Origin of the sequence: Streptomyces sp. NPDC092045 (genome assembly GCF_044756005.1) — a bacterium.
Lineage (GTDB): Bacteria > Actinomycetota > Actinomycetes > Streptomycetales > Streptomycetaceae > Streptomyces.
In genome coordinates, this window is record NZ_JBIVSC010000008.1 from 59,719 (window position 1) to 79,851 (window position 20,133).

A 20,133-nucleotide genomic window follows, 5' to 3' on the forward strand; every position below is an offset into this window, starting at 1 on the left:
GACCCCAGGAGCGGAAGCGCCCCCCGCTATGGTGCATTTCCATGACGGATTCCTGGGGCAATTCCCCGGAGGTGCCGCCGGCGAACGGCGTCGACCTCCACCTCGTGCCGCAGGGCCCCGGAGGCGTCCGCGCCCGGCTCATGCGCGCCCTGCGGGACGCCATCGGCTCCGGGCGCCTGGCCCCCGGCACCCGGCTGCCGCCACACCGGACGCTCGCCGCCGACCTCGGGATCTCCCGCAACACCGTCGCCGACGCGTACGCGGAGCTCGTCGCGGAGGGGTGGCTGACCGCGCGGCAGGGCTCGGGAACGCACGTCGCGCCGCGCCCCGAACCGCTGGAGGCCGACCGGGCGCGCGCGCCGCTCCGGCCGGCCCCCCGGCGGCCGGTGCACGACCTGATGCCCACCTCCCCCGACGCCTCCGCGTTCCCCCGCACCGCCTGGCTGGCCTCCGCCCGCCGCGCCGTGGCCGCCGCGCCCCACGACGCCTTCGGCGTCGGGGACCCCCGGGGCCGGATCGAACTGCGGCGGGCCCTCGCCGCGTACCTGGCGCGCTCCCGGGGCGTGCGCACCTCGCCCGAACGCATCGTCGTCTGCTCGGGCTTCGCCCACGGCCTGCGGCTGCTGTGCTCGCTGCTGGACGGCACGGTCGCCGTGGAGGCGTACGGCCTGGAGTTCCACCGGAGCATCGTCACCGGGGCGGGGCTGCGCACCCTGCCGCTGACCGTCGACGCGCGGGGCGCCCGGACCGACGAGCTGGCGGCCGCGCGGGCGGGGGCGGTCCTCCTCACCCCGGCCCACCAGTTCCCCACCGGGGGGCCGCTGCACCCCGAGCGGCGCGCGGCGGTCGTCCGGTGGGCCGGCTCGACCGGCGGACTGGTCGTCGAGGACGACTACGACGGCGAGTTCCGGTACGACCGCGAGCCGGTCGGCGCCCTCCAGGGACTCGATCCGGAGCGCGTCGTCCACCTCGGCTCCGTCAGCAAGAGCCTGTCCCCCGCCGTGCGCCTGGGGTGGATGGTGCTGCCCGGCCGGCTCGTCGACGAGGTGCTCGCCGCCAAGGGGCCCCGGGAGATGTGGTCGGGGGCCGTCGAGCAGCTGACGCTCGCCGACTTCATCGCCCGCGGCTCCTACGACCGCCATCTGCGCCGGATGCGGCAGGTCTACCGGCGCCGCCGGGACCAGCTGGCCACCACGCTGGCCCGGCGGGCGCCGCACGTCCGGGTGAGCGGGGTGGCGGCGGGCCTGCACGCCGTCCTCGAACTCCCGCCCGGCACCGAGCAGGCCGCGCTGCGCGCCGCGCGCCGCCAGGGCCTCGCCCTGGACGGCCTGGCGTTCTACCGCCACCCCGACAGCACCATGGCCGTCCGCGACGGCCTGGTCGTCGGCTACGGCACCCCGCCCGAGCACGCCTTCGCCGGCGCGCTCGAAGCCCTGTGCACGGCCCTGCCGGACGCCCCCGCCGCGTACTGAACGACCCGGACGGGCGCGCCCCGGACGGACGTGATCCGGACAGGTGTGATCCGGACGTACGTGATCCGGGCGGGTGTGATCCGGACGTACGCGGTCGGGTTACCGGACGGGGCGCGCGCCCGGCGCCGGGGACGTGGCCGTGCGGGCCGTGCGGCAGGTGCCCGAGGCGGTCAGGGCGGCGGCGACCGCCTTCGCCGCCTCCCCGTCCTTCACCAGGAACGCGGTCGTCGGGCCCGAGCCCGAGACCAGCGCGGCGAGCGCGCCCGCGTCCGTGCCGGCCGCGAGGGTGGCGGCCAGCGAGGGGCGCAGGGAGAGCGCGGCGGCCTGGAGGTCGTTGGCGAGGGCGCCCGCGAGGGCGGCGGTGTCGCCGGTGCGCAGGGCCTCCAGGAGGACGGGCGAGGCGGCCGGTGCGGGGACGTCGGTGCCCTCGGCGAGCCGGTCGAACTCGCCGAAGACCACCGGGGTCGAGAGCCCGCCGTCCGCGACGGCGAACACCCAGTGGAAGTCGCCGCCCACCGGCAGCTCCGTCAGCCTCTCGCCCCGCCCGGTGCCGAGCGCCGCCCCGCCGACGAGGCTGAAGGGCACGTCGGAGCCCAGCTCGGCGCAGATGTCGAGGAGTTCGGCGCGGGGCGTGTCCAGCCCCCAGAGCGCGTCGCACGCGAGCAGCGCGCCCGCGCCGTCCGCGCTGCCGCCGGCCATGCCGCCGGCGACCGGGATGTCCTTGGCGATGTGCAGGTGCACGTCCGGGGAGAGGCCGTGCCGGGCGGCGAGCAGTTCGGCGGCGCGCGCGGCGAGGTTGGTGCGGTCCAGCGGCACCTTGTCGGCGTCCGGGCCCTCGCAGGTGACCGTCAGGGTCTCGGCGGGGGTGGCGGTCACCTCGTCGTACAGGGAGACGGCGAGGAAGACGTTGGCCAGGTCGTGGAAGCCGTCGGGGCGGGCCGCGCCGACGGCGAGCTGGACGTTGACCTTGGCGGGGACGCGGACGGTGACGGACCGCCGCCCCTCGTCCGCACCACCGGCACCGGCGACACCGGCGTCCACCGGCTCCGCACCACCGGCACCACCGCGCACCGGCTCCGTACCGCCGATACCGCCGATACCGCCGATACCGCCGTCCACCGACTCCGCACCGCCGATCACCGGCTCCGTACCGCCGATACCGCCGATCACCGGCTCCGTGCCGCCGCTCATGCCTTCGCCTCCGCGATCCGCGCGAACTCCTCCACCGTCAGGGCCTCGCCGCGCGCCTGCGGCGAGATCCCGGCCTTCACCAGGGCCTCTTCCGCAGCCGCCGGGGAGCCCGCCCAGGTCGCGAGGGCCGCGCGGAGGGTCTTGCGGCGCTGCGCGAAGGCCGCGTCGACGACCGCGAAGACCTCCCGCCGGGTGGCGGTGGTGGCCAGCGGCTCGGCGCGGCGGACCAGGGAGACCAGGCCGGAGTCGACGTTCGGCGCGGGCCAGAAGACGTTGCGGCCGATCGCGCCGGCCCGCTTCACCTCGGCGTACCAGTTGGCCTTCACCGACGGCACGCCGTACACCTTGTTCCCCGGCCGGGCGGCGAGCCGGTCCGCGACCTCGGCCTGGACCATGACGAGGGTCCGCTCGATGCTCGGGAAGCGCTCCAGCATGTGCAGCAGGACGGGCACGGCCACGTTGTACGGCAGGTTGGCGACGAGCGCGGTCGGCGCCGGGCCCGGCAGCTCCTCGACCAGCATGGCGTCGGAGTGCACCAGCGCGAAGCGGTCGGCCCGCTCGGGCATCCGGGCCCCGATCGTGGCGGGCAGCGCGGCGGCGAGCACGTCGTCGATCTCGACGGCGGTCACCCGGTCCGCGGCCTCCAGGAGGGCCAGGGTGAGGGAGCCGAGGCCGGGCCCCACCTCCACGACCACGTCGTCGGGGCGCACCCCGGCCGTGCGGACGATCCGCCGGACGGTGTTGGCGTCGATGACGAAGTTCTGGCCCTTCTGCTTCGTGGGGCGCACGCCGAGGACGGCGGCCAGCTCACGGATGTCGGCGGGGCCGAGGAGGGCGTCGGAGGTTTCGGAACCGGTGGTGTCGCTCACCAGTACAGACTAGGCCTTGCCCGTCGCACGGCCCGCCGCTCGCCCGCGCGGCCCGCCGTCCCGCCCCGTGGTCCGCTCACCCGCCCAGCCGGCGCCCGCAGTGGGGCCACGGGCTCGCCCCGCGCCGCACGTACAGCTTCTTCGCGCGGAAGGTCTGCTCGGCGGCGGGCGCGTCCTGGGCGGTGCCGGTGCCGCCGAGCGAGCGCCAGGTGGCGGGGTCGAACTGGTAGAGCCCGCCGTACGTCCCCGAGGGGTCGACGGCGTCCGGCCGGCCGCCGGACTCGCAGGCGGCGAGCGCGGCCCAGTCGAGGCCGTCGGCGCCGGCGACGGAGGCGGGCGGGCGGCGGGTGCCGACCCGCACCGTGCGGTTGACGGGCTCGCGGACGATCTCCTCGCCGAGCCTGCGGGGCCGCCCCTGGACGCCGTTGACCGTGCGCAGGGCGTACGTGACGCGGCGGAGGCCGTGGACGCCCTGCCGTTCGACGACCTCCGTCCCGGCGAAGAGCTCCGGGTCGCGGACCCGCTCGACGGCGTACGGGACGGTCTCCTCGCGCACCCGCCTGCTGTCGGTGATCCGCAGCACGGCGACCGTCTGGCCGTCGCGGGGGAAGGAGCCGGGGTCGACGGAGAGGGCGTCCTGTCCCGAGAGGGTGATGCCGGTCTCGGCGAGCGCCTCCCCGACGGTGGCGGCGTTGGTGCGGACGGTCCGCTCGCGCCCGTCGGCGAGGAAGGTGACGGCCCGCTCGGTGCGCACGTCGAGGGCGAGGCCGTGCCGGGAGATGGCGGCGGAGCGCGAGACCGAGACGTACGCGCCCTCCGCCCGCACCCCGAACTGGCGCAGCGCCTCCTCGACGTTCCGCGCGGTCGTCCACACCCGGTGGCGCCGGCCGTCGAGCGTGAGGGAGACCGGACGTCCGTGGCGGACGACGACCTCGTCGCCGTCGGCGAGGGCGTGGCCGGGGACGGGGGCGACGATGTCGTGCCCGCCGACGGCCAGGCCCTCGTCGGCGAGGAGCTCCCCGACGTCGTCGGCGAAGGTGTGCAGGGTGCGCGGAACGCCGTCGACGGAGAGCCGGACGGTCTTGTCGTCGGCGACGAAGGCGGTGGTGCCGCCCGCGAGGAAGGCGACGACGAGGGCCTGCGGGACGAGCCGCCGCAGTCCCTCCCCCATGGAGCCCGCGGAGCTCACAGACCCCGTGGAGCCCGTGGAGCCCGCCGACCTCGGGAAGCCCACGGAGGGCCTGCGGCGGCGGGCGGCCCGGCGGGCCCCGGCCCGGGTGCCCTGCCCGGGGACGGTGCCGGGCGCGGCACCGGGCACGCCCCCGGGCGCGACGAGCGGCGCCGCCTGCGTGGGCTGCTCGTGGAGCGGGAGGCCGGGGGGCGCGGAGGGACCGGGAGGGGCGGGGAGGGCGCCGGGGGCCGTGCCGGCGCTCCGGCGCCCGGCCCGGTGACTGCCCTGGGAAGTGCTCACGAGGCCGGGACCCTAGCCCCGACCCCGGTCACGCTCCACGGCGACCCGACTACTTCCCGTAACCGTTATGGATCGGTGATGGTCGGTGAGGGGACGGGCCCGGGGTCCGGGGCTCGGACGCGCGGGGGCCCGGCGGTCGGACGCCCGGGGCCCGGCGGTCGGACGCGCCGGGCCCGGCGCCCCCGGCTCAGTAGTCGAACGCCCGGGCCGTGTTCACCGCGATCGCCCCGGCGAGCTCGTTCTCCCCGATCCCGCGCACCTCCGCCATGGCCCGGACGGTGACCGGGATCAGGTACGGGGCGTTGGGTCGGCCCCGGAAGGGCGCCGGGGTGAGGAAGGGGGCGTCGGTCTCGACGAGGACCAGCTCCAGGGGGGCGACCGCGAGGGCGTCCCGGAGCGGCTGGGCGTTCTTGAAGGTGACGTTGCCGGCGAAGGACATGTAGTAGCCCTTGGCCGCGCAGATCTCCGCCATCTCGGCGTCGCCGGAGTAGCAGTGGAAGACGGTCCGCTCGGGGGCGCCCTCCTCGTCCAGGACGCGCAGCACGTCGGCGTGGGCCTCCCGGTCGTGGATGACGAGCGCCTTGCCGTGCCGCTTGGCGATCTCGATGTGGGCGCGGAAGGAGCGCTCCTGCGCGGCGACGCCCTCGGGGCCCGTGCGGAAGAAGTCGAGCCCGGTCTCGCCGACCCCGCGCACGTGCGGCAGGGCGGCGAGCCGGTCGATCTCGGTGAGCGCGTCGTCCAGGGCCGCGTCCCCGCCGCCCTCGCGCGCTCCCTGGCGGGACCGGCCGTCGGGGTCCCCGAGGACGATCCTGGGGGCCTCGTTGGGGTGCAGCGCGACGGCCGCGTGCACGTTCTCGTGGGCGGCGGCCGTCTCGGCGGCCCACCGGGAGCCCTTCACGTCGCAGCCGACCTGCACGACCGTGGTGACGCCGACGGCGGCGGCCTTCACCAGGGCCTCCTCGACGGTCCCGGACTGGAGGTCCAGGTGGGTGTGCGAGTCCGCGACCTCCACGAGGAGGGGTTCGGGCAGCGGGGGCGGGGCGTCCTTGGCACTCATGGCCCCGATCGTACGAGGGCCACGAGTACCGGCGCCCGCCGCTTTTCGGCTACCCGCGCTTGCGGAAGGGGTGCAGGAGGTCCGACAGGTGCCAGTGGTGCGGCACGGGCGGGGCGTCGGGGCCCTCGGTCAGTTCCTGTCCGACGGGTCCCGCGGGCCCGATCGGCTTGGTCTCCTTGGATCCGCGTCCGTGCTTCTCCGTCGCGGCGATCAGGTCGAGCACCGAGGACACCTGCCCCGCGCGCATGATCCTGACGACGTGGCCGCCGCAGTTCATGCAGGTGGGACTGGACAGCGGGGACGGTACCCGCTCTCCCCCGGCCTTGTAGACGACGAACGCGTGGCCGGCGGCGTCGACGTGGTGCTCGATGTCGTACGCCTGCTCCCAGCCGTATCCGCAGCGCATGCAGGCGAAGGCGTACGCCTCGTGGGCGACGGATGTGCCGGTGCCGGTGATCTCGCTCATGCCAGCTCCTCTCCACTGATCAGTGGACGCCTTTTCGGGCCGGAGCGCATCAGCGCGGGTCGAACCATGGAGGGCTTTTGGCCCTTCCCTTGCCAAGCGCCCTGCGAAGGGTCCCGGCGCCGGTTTCGGCTTTGCTTTTCAGATTAGCCCTTTACCTTTCCCGGGGCCCCGCTCAGCCTTTCCGGGGTCCTGAGCGGCCGCGTTCTTTGCCGCGACGACGGCATCGAACACCTCCCTCTTGGGAAGGCCCGCCTCGGCCGCGACGGCGGCGATCGCCTCCTTGCGCCGCTCCCCCGCCTCCTCGCGCACCCGCACCCTGCGCACCAGCTCCTCCGCGCCGAGTTCGGCGGGCCCGGTCTCGGGGGCGCCCTCGACGACGACGGTGATCTCGCCCCGCACGCCCTCGGCGGCCCAGGCGGCGAGCTCGGCGAGCGGGCCGCGCCGCACCTCCTCGTACGTCTTGGTCAGCTCGCGGCAGACGGCGGCCCGGCGCTCGGCGCCGAAGACCTCGGCCATCGCGGCGAGGGTGTCGTCGAGCCGGTGCGGGGCCTCGAAGTAGACGAGGGTCCGCCGCTCGTCCGCGACCTCGCGCAGCCGTCCGAGGCGCTCGCCGGCCTTCCTCGGCAGGAAGCCCTCGAAGCAGAAGCGGTCGACGGGCAGGCCGGAGAGGGCGAGGGCGGTGAGGACGGCGGACGGGCCGGGGACGGCCGTCACCTTGACGCCCTCCTCGACGGCGGCGGCCACGAGCCGGTAGCCGGGGTCCGACACGGACGGCATGCCCGCGTCGGTCACGAGCAGCACCCGCGCCCCGCCCACCAGGGCCTCGACCAGTTCGGGCGTACGGGCGGACTCGTTGCCCTCGAAGTACGAGACGACGCGCCCGGAGGTGTGGATGCCGAGGGCCCGGGTCAGGCCGCGCAGCCTGCGGGTGTCCTCGGCGGCCACGATGTCCGCGTTCTCCAGCTCGGTGGCGAGCCGGGGCGGGGCGTCCGCGATGTCGCCGATGGGGGTCCCTGCGAGTACCAGCGTTCCTGTCACAGGTGCCATCCTCCCAGCCCGGACAGGCGACTCGCACAGGCGCGTTCCCTACGATGGCGCGGTGACCAGTACCGCACCCGAGACCCTGGAGGGCCGGCAGTCCGTGGCAGAGCCCTCTTCGTGGCAGCAGCGGCTCCGGCTCTTCGGCTACGCGCCGCCCGCCGGAAGCGCCGCCCCCGTCGGGCTGCGGGAGCGGCTCGACCCCCCGTACACCCGGCCCTCCCCGCGCGTGTGGTCGCTCCTCGGCGTCGGCCCCGACCGGGCCGAACGGCTGTGGCGGCTCCTCGCCTGGGGCGGTCCGCTCCTGGTCACGGCGGTCGCGGGCCTGCTCCGGTTCTGGAACCTGGGCAGGCCGAACGCGGTGATATTCGACGAGACGTACTACGCCAAGGACTCCTGGGCCCTGATCAACCAGGGGTACGAGGGGTCCTGGCCGAAGGACATCGACAAGACGATCCTGAAGGACCCGGGATCGGTCCTCGTGCCGACCGACCCGGGCTACGTCGTGCACCCGCCGATGGGCAAATGGGTGATCGGCGTCGGCGAGAAGCTGTTCGGCTTCGAGCCGTTCGGCTGGCGCTTCATGGTGGCCCTGCTCGGCACCCTGTCGGTCCTGATGCTGTGCCGGATCGGGCGGCGCCTGTTCCGCTCGACGCTCCTGGGCTGCCTGGCGGGCCTGCTGCTCGCGGTCGACGGGCTGCACTTCGTGATGAGCCGCACCGCGCTCCTCGACCAGGTCCTGATGTTCTTCGTGCTCGCCTCCTTCGGCTGCCTCGTCCTGGACCGCGACCGGGTCAGGAAACGGCTGGCGGCGGCGCTCCCGGAGGACGAGGAGGGGGTGCTGCGGCCGGACGCGGAGGTCGCGGAGTCCCTGCGGCTCGGGTGGCGGCCGTGGCGGATCGCGGCCGGCGTGATGCTGGGGCTGGCGGCGGCGACCAAGTGGAACGGCCTGTACGTCATGGTGGCCTTCGGCCTGATGACGGTGCTGTGGGACGTGGCCGGGCGGCGCACGGCCGGGGCGGTCCGCCCATACGCCTCGGTGATCCGGAAGGACCTGGTCCCGGCGTTCGTGTCGGTGGTGCCGGTGGCCGTCGTGACGTACCTGGTCACCTGGACCGGCTGGATCGTCGGCGACAAGGGCTACTTCCGCTCCTGGGCGGCCGACCAGGACAAGCTGGACGGCGGCGGGACCTGGAGCTGGCTGCCGGACTGGCTGCGCAGCCTCTGGCACTACGAGACCGAGGTCTACTCGTTCCACGTGGGCCTGACCTCGCCGCACACGTACGAGTCGAACCCCTGGTCCTGGATCGTCCTCGGCCGCCCCGTCTCGTACTTCTACGAGTCCCCGGCCCCCGGCACGCAGGGCTGCCCGGCCGACGCCGGGGAGAAGTGCGCCCAGGAGGTCCTGGCCCTCGGCACCCCGCTCCTGTGGTGGGCCGCCTGCTTCGCGGTCCTGTACGTCCTGTGGCGCTGGGCCTTCCGCCGCGACTGGCGCGCGGGCGCGATCGCCTGCGGCATCGCGGCGGGCTGGCTCCCCTGGTTCCTCTACCAGGAACGCACCATCTTCCTCTTCTACGCGGTCGTCTTCGTGCCCTTCCTGTGCCTGGCGGTGGCCATGATGCTGGGCGCGCTCATCGGCCCCCGGGGCTCCACGGAGAGGCGCCGCACCTTCGGCGCGGTGGCGGCGGGCTGCCTCGTCCTCCTCATCGTCTGGAACTTCATCTACTTCTGGCCGATCTACACGGGCACGCCGATCCCGCTGGAGGACTGGCGGGGGCGGATGTGGCTGGACACGTGGGTGTAGCGGGGCGGAGGTGAGGGAGGGGGCGCGGCCGGCGGTCGCGCCCCCTCCGGCGTCGGTGGCGGCCGGCGCCGGGGTCCACCGGGCGGGGCTCACTCGCTCCAGAAGCGCGCCAGGAGGAGCGCGGAGAGCAGGAGGCCGAGGCCGACCATCACCCCGGCCGGCGCCGGCCGCCGCCGCGGGTCCGCGCCGGCGGCCAGCAGGAGCTGGAGCGCCGAGGGGAGGAAGAGGAGCATCCCGATCATGGCGCCCGTGAAGGACCAGCACAGCAGCAGCGCCGAGACGACTGCGGCGCACCGGCCGAAGCCCGTCGGCCGGGCGTGGAACAGCAGCGGCACGGCGGTGAGCCCGGCGGTCACGAGGACGGTGGGCAGATCGGTGTACCCCTCGTCCGTCCACGAGAGCAGCGGGATCAGCGGGGTGAGCGCGGCGAGCAGCACGAGGCCGAACTGCCAGGGGTGCACACCCTCTCGCGCTGCGGTCACCTGCATGCCCCACCTCCGGCCCGAACGACTTGAACACGTTCAAAGTATCGTGGACGGCCGTGGCCGTCACCCCCGCCCGGACGGACGCGCCCACCGGTGGCGCCCGGGGCTGGAGTGACGGAGATGACGAAGGTCGCTCGACACGCCCGGGAGCACACTGCTTGACTGGACGGTCGTCTGGGGGAGGGGAGGCGCAGTCATGCGCAGCGGAGCCAAGGTCGCGGTCGTCGGAGGGGTCTTCGCGGTCGTCGCGGGCGGGGTCGGGTACGGGGGCTACAACCTGTGGAACGGGGTCACGGGCGGCGACGCGACCGTGAACACCCGGAGCGAGGCCGTGCCGGAGAAGAGATCGGGGCCCGTCACCCCCGAGGAGACCGCGGCCACCTCGAAGGACTTCCTGGCGGCCTGGGCCGCCGGCGAGTCGGACAAGGCGGCCCAGCTCACCAACGACCCGGTCACGGCCGGTCCCGCGCTGCTCGCCTACAAGGAGGGCGCGAAGGTCTCGAAGGCGGTCATCACCCCGGGGACGCCGGTCGGCACGAAGGTGCCGTTCACCGTGAGGGCGACGGTCTCGCACGAGGGCGTCTCCAAGGACCTGTCGTACGCCTCCGAGCTGACGGTGGTCCGGGGGCAGACCACCGGCCGTCCGCTGGTGCAGTGGCGCCCGACCGTCCTGCACCCGAAGCTGACCGCCGACGCGACCCTGCGCACCGGCACCGCGAAGGTCGCCTCCGTGAAGGCCGTCGACCGGAACGGCGCCGAGCTGACCAAGGAGAAGTACCCCTCGCTCGGCGCCGTCATCGACACCCTGCGGCAGCGGTACGGGGCACAGGCGGGCGGCACGACCGGGGTCGAGACCTGGATCGACTCGGGCAGCGAGACCGTCGCCGACACCACCCTCCTCGTCCTGCGGCAGGGCAAGCCGGGCACGATAGAGACCACCATCGACGCGGGGGTCCAGGCGGCGGCCGAGAAGGCGGTCACGGCCTACGCGCAGGCCTCCGTGACGGCGATCGAGCCGTCCACGGGCGCGATACGGGCGGTGGCGAACAGCCCCGCGGGGGGCTACAACACGGCCTTCCTGGGAACGCAGGCCCCGGGCTCGACGATGAAGATCGTGACGGCCGCGATGATGATGGAGCACGGGATCGCCGGCCCCGGCGACCGGGTGGAGTGCCCGCCCACCGCGCAGTGGCTCGGCAGGACCTTCCAGAACCTGGACCGCTTCGAGATCAAGAACGGCACCCTCACCGAGGCGTTCCGCCGCTCCTGCAACACCGCCTTCATCAAGGCGATCGGCCCCCTCAACGAGAAGGACGTCGCGGACACCGCCCTCGGCGAGACCGCCCGCCGCTACTTCGGCATCGGCGCCACCTGGGAGGTCGGCACCTCGACGACGGACGGCAGCGTCCCCGCGTCGGACGGCCCCGAGACGGCCGCCTCGTACATCGGCCAGGGCAGGATCACGATGAACGCCCTGAACGTCGCCTCGCTCTCCGCGACCGTGAAGAACGGCGGCTTCCTCCAGCCGTACCTGGTGGCCGAGAAGTACGGCGACCGCGAGTTCGCCACGGCCGAGCGCCTGCCCGCGGGAATCGCCTCGGGCCTGCAGAAGATGATGAGGTCGGCGGCGACGGCGGCGGACGGCACCGCGACGGAGGCGATGGCGGGAGTGCCGTCCCCGAAGGGCGCGAAGACGGGTTCGGCGGAGATGGGCAACCAGTCCGTCTCGAACAGCTGGTTCACCGCCTACTCGGGAGACCTCGCGGCGGCGGCCGTGGTCCAGTCCGGCGGACACGGGGGCGACTCGGCGGGCAAGGTGGTGGCGAGGGTGCTGAAGGCGGGCTGATCCGCCCACGGCTCCCGGAGGGCGGAAGCCGGTCGCACGACCCGTACGCGGGTGACTACCGTCCCCCCATGACGACCGATCACACCACCGCCCACCCCCTCTTCGCCACCGCCCTGCGGGAGCTGGGGCTCGACGTCGAGGTCCGCCGCTTCCCGGACGAGACCCGCACCGCGCAGCAGGCCGCCGACGCGATCGGCTGCGCGGTCGAGGAGATCGTGAAGTCCCTGGTCTTCGCGGCGGACGGGGTGCCGGTGCTCGTCCTGATGGACGGCGCGTCCCGGGTGGACGTCGAGCGGGTGCGGGAGGAACTGGGCGCGGAGAAGGTGACCCGGGCCGACGCGAAGCTGGTCCGGGAGACGACGGGGTACGCGATCGGCGGCGTCCCGCCGTTCGGCCACCGCACCCGGACCCGGGTCCTCGCGGACCGGGGCATCCTGGCCCACGAGGCGGTGTGGGCGGCGGCCGGCACCCCGCACACGGTCTTCGCGATGGACCCCAGGTCGCTGGTCGCGCAGGCGGGCGGCACGGTGGTGGACGTGCGGGAGGCGTCGGTGTGACTCCGCTCGTCACGCTCGCGGTCCTGGTCGCGGCCGTCACGCACGCCGGCTGGAACGCCCTCGCGCACCACATCAAGGACCAGCTGCTCTCCTTCACGCTGATCGCGGGCGGCGGGGCGCTGATCGGCCTGGCACTCGTCCCCTTCGCCCCCTTCCCGGCGGCGGGGGCGTGGCCGTACCTGATCGTGTCCGCGCTCCTGCACGTCGGGTACTACGCGCTCCTGATGCGCTCGTTCACGCTGGGCGACTTCGGCCAGATGTATCCGATCGCGCGCGGTACGGCCCCGCTGATCGTGACCCTCCTGGCGGCCGCCCTCCTCGACGAGGTCCCGGACGGATGGCAGCTCCTCGGGGTCGCGGTGGCCTGCGCGGGCCTGACCGGGCTCGCCCTGTGGGGCGTCCGGGGCAAGGGCGCGCGGCCGCACGGCCCGGCCCTCCTGGCGGCGGGCGCGACGGGCGTCTCGATCGCCCTGTACACGGTCGTCGACGGCATGGGCGTCCGCGCCTCCGGCACCCCGCTCGGCTACGTCGCGTGGCTGATGGTCCTGGAGGGCCTCGCGATCCCGGCGTACGCCCTGTGGCGCCGCCGCGCCGCCCTCCTCCCCCAGCTCCGCCCGTACGCCGCCCGCGGCCTTCTCGGCGCGGCCCTCTCGGTCGCCGCGTACGGCCTGGTCCTCTGGGCCCAGACGAAGGCCCCCCTCGCCCCGATCGCCGCCCTCCGCGAGTCCTCCATCATCGTGGGCGCGGCCATCGGCGCCCTCCTCTTCAAGGAACGCTTCGGCGGCCCGCGCATCGCGGCGGCGGCGCTGATGGCGGTGGGGATCGGGTTGATGCTGCACGCGGGGTGACGGGGACGGACGTGTCGACGGGGCCAGGGGCTCGCTTCCCCTCACCGGGGGAGGAGGCTGGGGGGCGTCACCCCCCGCGCCCGCTCGAAGAGGTCCCGCGCCACGGGGTTCTTCAGGTACGGCTTGATGCGGCCGTGCATGACCTTGATGCGCTCGTCCGCCCGCCCGGACTGAAGGCTCGGATAGTCCTCCAGCGCGAGGGTCCATGTGGCGCACGCCGCTTCGAGGTGCCCCAGGTCGAGCTGCCTCTCGGCCAGGGTGCAGCGGTGCCGGACGCGAGCGCGCCGGTAGACGCTCTGGCGGACCTTGTCCGATTCCTGCATGGCCGCGATCGATCCGGCGACGTCGCCGAGTTCGAAACGCACTTGGCTGGTGTGGTAGAGGAGTGAGGAAGGATCGTAGGAGCCGAAGGCCTTGGACTGCGACTCGGCCTTCTCCATGGCCACTTCGGCTTCCTTGAGATAAGTCCGCGCTGCGGCTCGCGCCCCCGTCCGCGCCGCCGCGTGGGCCTGCTGGCCGGCGAGGAAGGCCCGCATCCGGGGCCCCGCTTGCGGCGAGGCGGCGGCAGCGGCGTCCGCGAGCCGCATCGCCTCCGCGCCGTGCCCCAGGTCGACGGCCTGGACGCTCATGCCCCGCAGGGTGGTGCAGAACGTCAAGTGGTCCTCGGCGGCGCCCGCGAGTTCGAGGGCCTTGAGGTAGTACCGCTGCGCCAATCCGTGCAGCCCCTCGTCCACCGCCATGTACCCCGTGAGGTAGCAGAGGTCCGAGACGGCACCCGTCATCGCCTTGCGTACGTCGTCGGGGGCTTCCGCGCGCAAGTACGGGGCCGCCGTGTTCACGAGGAACGCCGCGGCCATGGGGCGGGCGGTCCGGCCGCCGAACTGGTCGTCGAGGTTGGAGATCCGCTCGGTCATGGCGGCCACGGCCCGGACGTCCGCCGTTCCTATGCGCCGCACATGACCCTTATGCGCCGCTTCCATTCGACCGATGACGTCCGGCCAGTCGGGAATGGTCAGCGCGACGGAGAAAAGACCGACCCCGAGAACGCTGCGACGGGACGGATCCATGTCTTGCCTCCCCAGGTCCAACAGTCCTTCCACGGTACTGGGGAGCGCACTGGACTCTTCGGCGGGAGGAGGCGGGAAACCCGTCTCGCTGTACGCCACGGGACGACGCAGCCTGCGGGCGAACGCCTCCAGGACCAGCGGCCGGACCGCTTCCTTCGGCAGGTGGCCCTTGAGCCACTGGTGGACCGAGGGCTCCCGGTACCGGAGGGGCGTGCCGCGCTCCGTACCCAGCCGGTTGATCTCCTGGGCGAACTGCCGCAGCGTCCAGCCGGTCTCCCGGTAGAGGCGCACGAGTCCTTCGTTCGGCTTCGAGCCGGCCACGAGTAATCAACTCCCCGCGATGTGCACGCACTTAAAGCTCTTAAGTCCCGCCCCCTTCGCAACAGTACCGCTGTCGGTAGTCACGCGGTTGCCTAGAGCGAGCAGGGATCGCCACGAGGAACGACGTCACCGCGAGGGACCGAACCATGGACGAGAGAGCCATCGCCACGGGGCAGAAAAGCGTGACGGAGCTCGGCGCGCAGATAGACGCGGGGGCGTTCTGGCGGCTCGTTCCGGAGTCCGTACCGCGCGAGTACGCGGAGCCGACACGGGTCCTGATCGAGCAGGTGCACACGGGGCTCAAGCGGCTTGTGGGCGACCCCGGCGGGGCCACGGAGCACCCGCGCCACTGGGAGCCCGGGGACGTCGCCCGGGACACCCGTACGGACCGCGTGGGGCGCGTGATGGGTCACGTGGGGCCCTGTTACCAACTTCGGCCACTGACAGGGGGAAGGGAATGGGAAGCGTACGCCGACGACATGGTGCCGGCCCGGCAGTCCGACGCGATGTCCCCGCAGGTGCGCGAGCTGAACCGCCGGAGCCGGGATCACGCCCCGCGTTCCTGGTGAACGGCTCCCCCGTGTTCGACCCGGGCGCGGAGATGGTGGGCGTGGTGCGGTCCGTGACGGGAGCGCTCGTGGCCCTCGAACGGCCCTCCGGCTACCGGTGGCAGGCAGCCGCCTCGCGGCTTCGCCCCGCCACGCCGTACCAGCGCCGACAACTCGAAGCGTTGGCGCGCCACTCGCGGCAGGTCCGCCGCGTCGAGGCTCCCGCCCCGGATGCGGAAGGACAGCGGCGCCCGGGGCGGGTTCCACAGAAGGTCCATGAAGGTCCATGACCGAGAGGGGACAGCAGTATGGGATGGGGAACGGGCAAGGGCGGAAGCGGCGGTACCGGACAGCACTCCGGCGGTAAGGACCCGGGCACGGCCAAGCCGTCCTCCGACACGGCCAAGCCGAAGGACCCGCCGAAGCACAAGAAGGAAAAGTGACGGTGACGGAAGACTTCGCGGCGGCCGAGCGGACCGCGCTTCGCGGTCTGCTCGGCACTCTGAAACAGGAAGGGCTCGTGCCGCCCGAGTGGGAGCGTGCCGCACGGGCCGTGCGCCGCTCCGCGTACGTGCCCGAACGCATCTACCTGGGCGACGACTTGGAGCCGTGCGACCGTGCCGACGCCCCGGAGACGTGGCTGCGTGCGGTGTACGCCGACGACTCCGTGGTGACGCAGATCAACGACGGCGAGGACCCCGGGGAGGGCGGCGAACGTTGGGCGTCGTCGTCCGCGAGCGCGCCGGGCATCGTGTTCCGCATGCTGCGCATGGCGGACGTGGGCGACGGACACCGGGTCCTGGAGATCGGCACCGGCACGGGCTGGAACGCGGGGCTGTTGTCCCACGTGGTCGGCCCGGAGAACGTGACGACCGTCGAAGTGGACCCCGTGCTGGCGGCCTCGGCCAGGGAACGGCTGTGGAGGCAGGGGCTCAAGGCGGAGGTGGTCGCCGGGGACGGTGCCCTGGGACACGCGGGCGGCGCCCCGTACGACCGGCTCGTGGCCACGTGCTCCGTGCGCTCCGTCCCCCGCCCGTGGCTCGAACAGGTCAGGCCCGGGGGCGTCGTCCTGACCCCCTGGGAAAGCCCCTGGATCTGTTACGGGCTGCTCCGCATGACCGTGGACGACGCCGGCACCGCGTCGGGTCGTTTCTCGCCGCACTCCGCGTTCATGCTCATGCGGGCACAGCGCACCGATCTGCGGATCTTCCGGGACGTGGTGAGCGACGCCCACCGGCCCGACGAGTCGGGCAGCGGCCTTCCGCCGTGGCGGGTGGCGGGCGACGACCTCGCCGCGCAGTTCGCCATGGGGCTGCGGCTCCGTGACGTGTGGTGGACGTGGCACGACGACCCCGACGTGGAAGGGGTGGCGTCCCGGCTCTGGGTCGCGACGACCGACGCGACGTCGTGGGCGGCCGTGGACTGGGACGGGAAGTCGGACGACCGGTTCACGGTCTGGCAGCACGGACCGCGGCGCCTCTGGGACGAGACGGAGGCCGCGTACGCGTGGTGGACGTCGCACGACCGTCCCGGGCCCGAGCGGTTCGGGCTGACCGTGACGGCGACGGGTGAGACTCCGTGGCTGGACGCCCCCGACCGCCCCGTGCCCCCGACGGGCTGACCGTATGAACCGCCCTGTCCGTGCGCCTGCCCTCTCGTGGCGCACGGACGGGATGTCCCTCGTACGGGGAGGGGAACCGACGCCGTACACGGGGTGGCGGGTCTCGACCCGCACGGTGACCACCCCGGCGTGTCCGCTCCCTCCCCCGTGGAAGGCTGAGCGCATGGCACGGACCGAGTACTACGACGATCCGGAAGCTCCGGAGCCCAACAGCATGGTCGTGGCGGCCTCCGCCGTCGTGACCGACGGGCGGGGACGTGTGCTGTTGCAGCGGCGACGGGACAGCGGGCTGTGGGCGCTGCCGGGGGGCGTCATGGAGAGGGGGGAGTCCCTGGCCGTGTCGGACGAGAGCACCGAACTCCGCTTCGTGGCCCCCGAGGAGTTCGCGGCCCTGCCGATCCATCCCACCCAGCGCCTCCGGCTCCGGCACTTCCTGGAGAACCGGCCCGAGCCCCACCTCGGACGAGCACCGTGATCCCCGGCCACGTGATGGCCGACGCCCGGCTCCTCTGGGACTTCCAGCGGATGGGCCACGAGCCGCGCCCCTGTTCCGTGGCCGTCGGGCTCGGAAGTCACGATCTCGGGGTGGCCGACGCGACGGTGGAGCTGTACCGGCGGGGCATGGCGCCGCTGATCGTGTTCACCGGGGCCACCAGCCCGACGACCGGGGACCGGATGCCGCGCGGCGAGGCCGTGCACTACCGGGAGCGGGCGGTGGGGAGCGGGGTGCCCGGGGAGGTCGTGCTCGTGGAGACGCGGGCGCGGAACACCGGGGAGAACATCCGGTTCTCCCGGGAGCTGCTCGCGGGGCGGGGCGTGGAGGTGTCCTCCGTACTGCTCGTCAGCAAGCCGTACGAGGAGCGGCGCGCGTACGCCACCGCCCGGCACCTCTGGCCCGAGGTGGAGGTCGTCGCGCGTCCGCTCCCCTGGCGCTCGACGCGTACGTCGCGTCCCTCGGCGACGTCCGGCTCGTGCCCGGGTGAGGAGGCCGGTCGTCATCCCGCGTGGGCGCAGAGCGGGCCCGGGCCCGTCGTCGGGATGCGCATGCGGCGCAGCAGGTCGCGGGTGGCGCGGAGGGTCAGGGTGCTGTGCCAGGCGGTCCCCGGGTGGCGGGCGCGGAGGTGGGAGAGGGCCCGGGTGCCCAGGCCGCTGCCGCGGAACCGCTCGTCGAGGGCGACGTCGGTGATGACGCCCCGGGCGCACCGCGCGCACATCCGGTAGTGGACCTGCCCGACGACCTGGCGGGCGTGGACCAGGAGCAGGCGCTCCTCCCCGGGGCCCGGGTCGTCCGGGACGTGCGTGGAGAGGAACTCGACCGCCCCGTACGCCAGGAACCGGCGGCGGAGGCGGGTCGCCAGCCTGCCCGGTCGCGAGTGCCTGGCCGTGGGGCGGTCGGTCGACGGGGTCAGGACTGAGCCGAACATGGTGCTGCCGGGGCGCGCATGGTGTCCGTTCATGGAACCCGTGTGCCCCGGCCCCGGGGAGGTATCCCACCCGGGGCCGGGGCACGGTGCCGGTGTTCCCCGGCGGCGCCGTCAGCGGCGCCCCCGGCGGCCCCGGACGATCCGGCGCACGAGCAGGAAGCCCGCCAGGGCCGCGACCACGGCGACCAGCGGGGTCCTGTTGGCCTTCGCCTTGTGCGCGACCGCACCGGCCTTCTCCAGGACCGGGTCGGGGGTCTTCTCCTGCACCAGGTCGGCGGCCTGCGCCGCCTTCTCCCTGGCCCGGTCGGTGACGACCGCCGTCTTCTCCTTGACCAGGTCCGCGGCGACCACCGCCTTCTCCTTGGCCCGCTCGGTCGCGACCGCCGCCTTCTCGCGCGCCTCGGCCACCTTCTCCCCGGCCTGCGCCTTCACGTCCGCCTTGGCCGCCAGCGCCTCCACCGTGCGCCCGAGTTCGTCGCGGGTGTGCTCGGCCTGCTCGCGCAGCTCCCCGAGGTCGTTCGCGGTCTTGTCGCCCTGCGTCCGGTGGTTCATCGGTGGGCCCTCTCCTTGATCTCGGCCACGTCGGCCTTGACGTTGTCGATGGTCTGCTCGGGAGCCGGTGTGCCCGCCTCGTCGATCTGCTTCTTCCCGGCCGCGGCCATGCCCGCCGCGCCCGCCGCGAGCAGGGCGGCGACGATCAGGGCCGACGCCCAGACCGGGAGGACCAGGGCGAGGGCCGCGATCACGGCGACGACGAGGGCCTGCGCGGCCAGCACGCCGACCAGGCCGGCGCCGCCGAAGAGGCCGCCGCCCACGCCGTAGCGCTTGCCCTTCTCGGTCATCTCCGCCCGGGCGAGCCGCATCTCGTCGCGGACCAGCTCCGAGATCTGCTGCGACGCCCGCGAGACGAGGTCGCCCACCGACGCGTCGGCGGTACCACCGTGGACCGGTCGCTGGATGGTGCTCATCGCGTCCTCTCTTCGTCCGTCTGCCCGCTTCTCCTCTCCTTCGCCTGCTCGGTAGGAGCGTTTTCACACGGGTCAGTTCCCACCCGCCCGCCCGGACGCCGTGTCGTCCGGGCGGGGGGGGCCGGCGCCCTCAGTCCCCCAGCACCTCCGCGAAGTGCCGGTTCACCGCGAGGAGTCCGCCGTCGACGCGGAGGACCGTGCCGGTGACCCAGGACGCGTCCGGGGAGGCCAGGAAGGCGACGGCGGCGGCGATGTCCTCGGGGGCGCCGACGCGGCCCAGCGGGTAGACCCGCTCGGCGAGGGCGGCGAGCCCGGCCTCCCGGCCCTCCCACGCCCTGGTCGCGATCGTGCCCGGGTTGATCTGGTTGACCCGGACCCCGCGCGCCGCCGCGTCCCCCGCCAGGGTGCGGGTGAAGGAGGCGAGTCCGGCCTTGGCGGCGCTGTACGCGTGGTTGCCGAAGTCCGCCTCCCCGTTGACCGACCCGATCATGACGATCGCCCCGCGCCCGCCCGCCGCCGCCAGGTGCGGCAGCGCCGCCCGCGAGCAGCGCACCGCCCCCATGAACGTGATCTCGTGCTGGACGGACCACACCTCGTCCGGCTCGTCCTCGAAGCGCTCCCGGTCGGGGACCACGGGCCCGAGCGCGTTGTTCACGAGGACGTCGAGGCCGCCGAAGGCCTCCACCGCGTACGCCACGGCCGCGTCCACCGAGCCCTGGTCGGACACGTCGCAGCGTACGGACTCCGCCCCGGGCAGCTCCGCCGCCGTCGCCCGGGCCGCCTCCTCGTCCACGTCCGTGACGAGGACCCGCGCGCCCTCCGCCGCGAGGCGGCGCGCGGTCGCCGCGCCGATGCCGCGCGCCGCTCCCGTGATCAGCACCCCGTACCCGTCGAGCCGTTTCCCGAGATCCATGCGTTCCATGTGCTCCATGCGTCCCACGTGCTCCATGCGCTTCATGTGCTCCATGGGCCGATCACAGCACCGATCGCGGCGTCCGCACCAGAGGAACGTTCGAAGGGCCTCGCGCGGCGCGCCGGAGATCATCTACTGTCGCAAGCCCCGGCATCCGGCGCGGATCC

At 74.1% G+C, this 20,133-nt stretch carries 21 protein-coding genes and 1 pseudogene; 10 read left to right on the plus strand and 12 right to left on the minus strand.

Features of this window, described 5'->3' with window-relative positions; all coding sequences use genetic code 11:
* Nucleotides 1-41: 41 nt before the first annotated feature.
* Nucleotides 42-1,472 carry a PLP-dependent aminotransferase family protein gene (locus ACIQKA_RS20565; protein WP_402541871.1) on the plus strand — a complete coding sequence of 477 codons (1,431 nt, stop codon included), beginning with the start codon at nucleotides 42-44 and terminating at the stop codon, nucleotides 1,470-1,472.
* Nucleotides 1,473-1,571: 99 nt separating this feature from the next.
* Here the strand turns inward: ACIQKA_RS20565 and ACIQKA_RS20570 are convergent, their stop codons facing one another.
* The 6 genes from ACIQKA_RS20570 to rsmI form a co-directional block, all read right to left on the minus strand.
* Entirely contained in the window at nucleotides 1,572-2,663 is a 1,092-nt protein-coding gene (locus ACIQKA_RS20570) for a 4-(cytidine 5'-diphospho)-2-C-methyl-D-erythritol kinase (protein ID WP_402541873.1), read from the minus strand.
* Entirely contained in the window at nucleotides 2,660-3,532 is an 873-nt protein-coding gene (rsmA, locus tag ACIQKA_RS20575; protein ID WP_402541875.1) for a 16S rRNA (adenine(1518)-N(6)/adenine(1519)-N(6))-dimethyltransferase RsmA, read from the minus strand. The genes ACIQKA_RS20570 and rsmA overlap by 4 nt, the downstream gene beginning before the upstream one ends.
* A gap of 76 nt (nucleotides 3,533-3,608) precedes the next feature.
* Nucleotides 3,609-5,003, minus strand: a complete 1,395-nt coding sequence (locus ACIQKA_RS20580; RefSeq protein WP_402541877.1) for a ubiquitin-like domain-containing protein — start codon at nucleotides 5,001-5,003, stop codon at nucleotides 3,609-3,611.
* A gap of 187 nt (nucleotides 5,004-5,190) precedes the next feature.
* Nucleotides 5,191-6,060, minus strand: a complete 870-nt coding sequence (locus ACIQKA_RS20585; RefSeq protein WP_356544055.1) for a TatD family hydrolase — start codon at nucleotides 6,058-6,060, stop codon at nucleotides 5,191-5,193.
* Between the two features lie 49 nt (nucleotides 6,061-6,109).
* A complete protein-coding gene (locus ACIQKA_RS20590; protein WP_383156399.1) occupies nucleotides 6,110-6,526 on the minus strand; it encodes a hypothetical protein in 417 nt (138 codons plus the stop codon).
* 138 nt (nucleotides 6,527-6,664) lie between these two features.
* A complete protein-coding gene (gene rsmI, locus ACIQKA_RS20595; RefSeq protein ID WP_383156401.1) occupies nucleotides 6,665-7,564 on the minus strand; it encodes a 16S rRNA (cytidine(1402)-2'-O)-methyltransferase in 900 nt (299 codons plus the stop codon).
* A gap of 61 nt (nucleotides 7,565-7,625) precedes the next feature.
* On the opposite strand from rsmI, the gene ACIQKA_RS20600 reads away from it, so the two are divergent.
* Entirely contained in the window at nucleotides 7,626-9,368 is a 1,743-nt protein-coding gene (locus tag ACIQKA_RS20600; protein WP_383156404.1) for a dolichyl-phosphate-mannose--protein mannosyltransferase, read from the plus strand.
* 89 nt (nucleotides 9,369-9,457) lie between these two features.
* Here the strand turns inward: ACIQKA_RS20600 and ACIQKA_RS20605 are convergent, their stop codons facing one another.
* Nucleotides 9,458-9,850, minus strand: a complete 393-nt coding sequence (locus tag ACIQKA_RS20605; protein WP_383443374.1) for a hypothetical protein — start codon at nucleotides 9,848-9,850, stop codon at nucleotides 9,458-9,460.
* 199 nt (nucleotides 9,851-10,049) lie between these two features.
* On the opposite strand from ACIQKA_RS20605, the gene ACIQKA_RS20610 reads away from it, so the two are divergent.
* The 3 genes from ACIQKA_RS20610 (at nucleotide 10,050) to ACIQKA_RS20620 (ending at nucleotide 13,104) form a co-directional block, all read left to right on the plus strand.
* Nucleotides 10,050-11,699 carry a penicillin-binding transpeptidase domain-containing protein gene (locus tag ACIQKA_RS20610; protein ID WP_383156409.1) on the plus strand — a complete coding sequence of 550 codons (1,650 nt, stop codon included), beginning with the start codon at nucleotides 10,050-10,052 and terminating at the stop codon, nucleotides 11,697-11,699.
* Between the two features lie 68 nt (nucleotides 11,700-11,767).
* On the plus strand, nucleotides 11,768-12,256 hold the full coding sequence (locus tag ACIQKA_RS20615) for a YbaK/EbsC family protein (protein ID WP_383156412.1): 489 nt from the start codon (nucleotides 11,768-11,770) through the stop codon (nucleotides 12,254-12,256).
* On the plus strand, nucleotides 12,253-13,104 hold the full coding sequence (locus ACIQKA_RS20620; protein ID WP_383156414.1) for an EamA family transporter: 852 nt from the start codon (nucleotides 12,253-12,255) through the stop codon (nucleotides 13,102-13,104). The genes ACIQKA_RS20615 and ACIQKA_RS20620 overlap by 4 nt, the downstream gene beginning before the upstream one ends.
* A gap of 41 nt (nucleotides 13,105-13,145) precedes the next feature.
* Here ACIQKA_RS20620 and ACIQKA_RS20625 read toward each other — a convergent pair whose 3' ends face one another.
* A complete protein-coding gene (locus ACIQKA_RS20625; protein ID WP_402541882.1) occupies nucleotides 13,146-14,492 on the minus strand; it encodes a tetratricopeptide repeat protein in 1,347 nt (448 codons plus the stop codon).
* Nucleotides 14,493-14,638: 146 nt separating this feature from the next.
* Between ACIQKA_RS20625 and ACIQKA_RS20630 the strand changes: the two genes are divergently transcribed.
* The 5 genes and pseudogenes from ACIQKA_RS20630 to ACIQKA_RS20650 form a co-directional block, all read left to right on the plus strand.
* Entirely contained in the window at nucleotides 14,639-15,061 is a 423-nt protein-coding gene (locus ACIQKA_RS20630; protein ID WP_390110323.1) for a hypothetical protein, read from the plus strand.
* Between the two features lie 287 nt (nucleotides 15,062-15,348).
* Nucleotides 15,349-15,483 (plus strand): hypothetical protein, encoded by a 135-nt coding sequence (locus ACIQKA_RS20635; protein WP_383156420.1) that lies wholly within the window; start codon nucleotides 15,349-15,351, stop codon nucleotides 15,481-15,483.
* Nucleotides 15,484-15,485: 2 nt separating this feature from the next.
* Nucleotides 15,486-16,661 carry a methyltransferase domain-containing protein gene (locus ACIQKA_RS20640; protein WP_402541885.1) on the plus strand — a complete coding sequence of 392 codons (1,176 nt, stop codon included), beginning with the start codon at nucleotides 15,486-15,488 and terminating at the stop codon, nucleotides 16,659-16,661.
* 163 nt (nucleotides 16,662-16,824) lie between these two features.
* The gene (locus ACIQKA_RS20645) at nucleotides 16,825-17,136 is read left to right on the plus strand and encodes an NUDIX domain-containing protein (protein WP_390110314.1); all 312 of its coding nucleotides are present in this window, start codon (nucleotides 16,825-16,827) and stop codon (nucleotides 17,134-17,136) included.
* Nucleotides 17,137-17,150: 14 nt separating this feature from the next.
* Nucleotides 17,151-17,635: pseudogene (locus tag ACIQKA_RS20650) on the plus strand (YdcF family protein); the annotation flags it as partial.
* Between the two features lie 21 nt (nucleotides 17,636-17,656).
* Here the strand turns inward: ACIQKA_RS20650 and ACIQKA_RS20655 are convergent.
* The 4 genes from ACIQKA_RS20655 to ACIQKA_RS20670 form a co-directional block, all read right to left on the minus strand.
* Nucleotides 17,657-18,118: a GNAT family N-acetyltransferase gene (locus ACIQKA_RS20655; RefSeq protein WP_402541887.1), complete on the minus strand. Its 462-nt coding sequence runs from the start codon at nucleotides 18,116-18,118 to the stop codon at nucleotides 17,657-17,659.
* Nucleotides 18,119-18,196: 78 nt separating this feature from the next.
* A complete protein-coding gene (locus tag ACIQKA_RS20660; protein ID WP_383436802.1) occupies nucleotides 18,197-18,637 on the minus strand; it encodes a DUF3618 domain-containing protein in 441 nt (146 codons plus the stop codon).
* Nucleotides 18,634-19,053 carry a phage holin family protein gene (locus tag ACIQKA_RS20665; RefSeq protein WP_383156435.1) on the minus strand — a complete coding sequence of 140 codons (420 nt, stop codon included), beginning with the start codon at nucleotides 19,051-19,053 and terminating at the stop codon, nucleotides 18,634-18,636. Before ACIQKA_RS20665 ends, ACIQKA_RS20660 begins: the two co-directional genes overlap by 4 nt.
* Nucleotides 19,054-19,183: 130 nt before the next feature.
* The gene (locus ACIQKA_RS20670) at nucleotides 19,184-19,966 is read right to left on the minus strand and encodes an SDR family NAD(P)-dependent oxidoreductase (RefSeq protein WP_383436816.1); all 783 of its coding nucleotides are present in this window, start codon (nucleotides 19,964-19,966) and stop codon (nucleotides 19,184-19,186) included.
* Nucleotides 19,967-20,133: the final 167 nt, after the last annotated feature.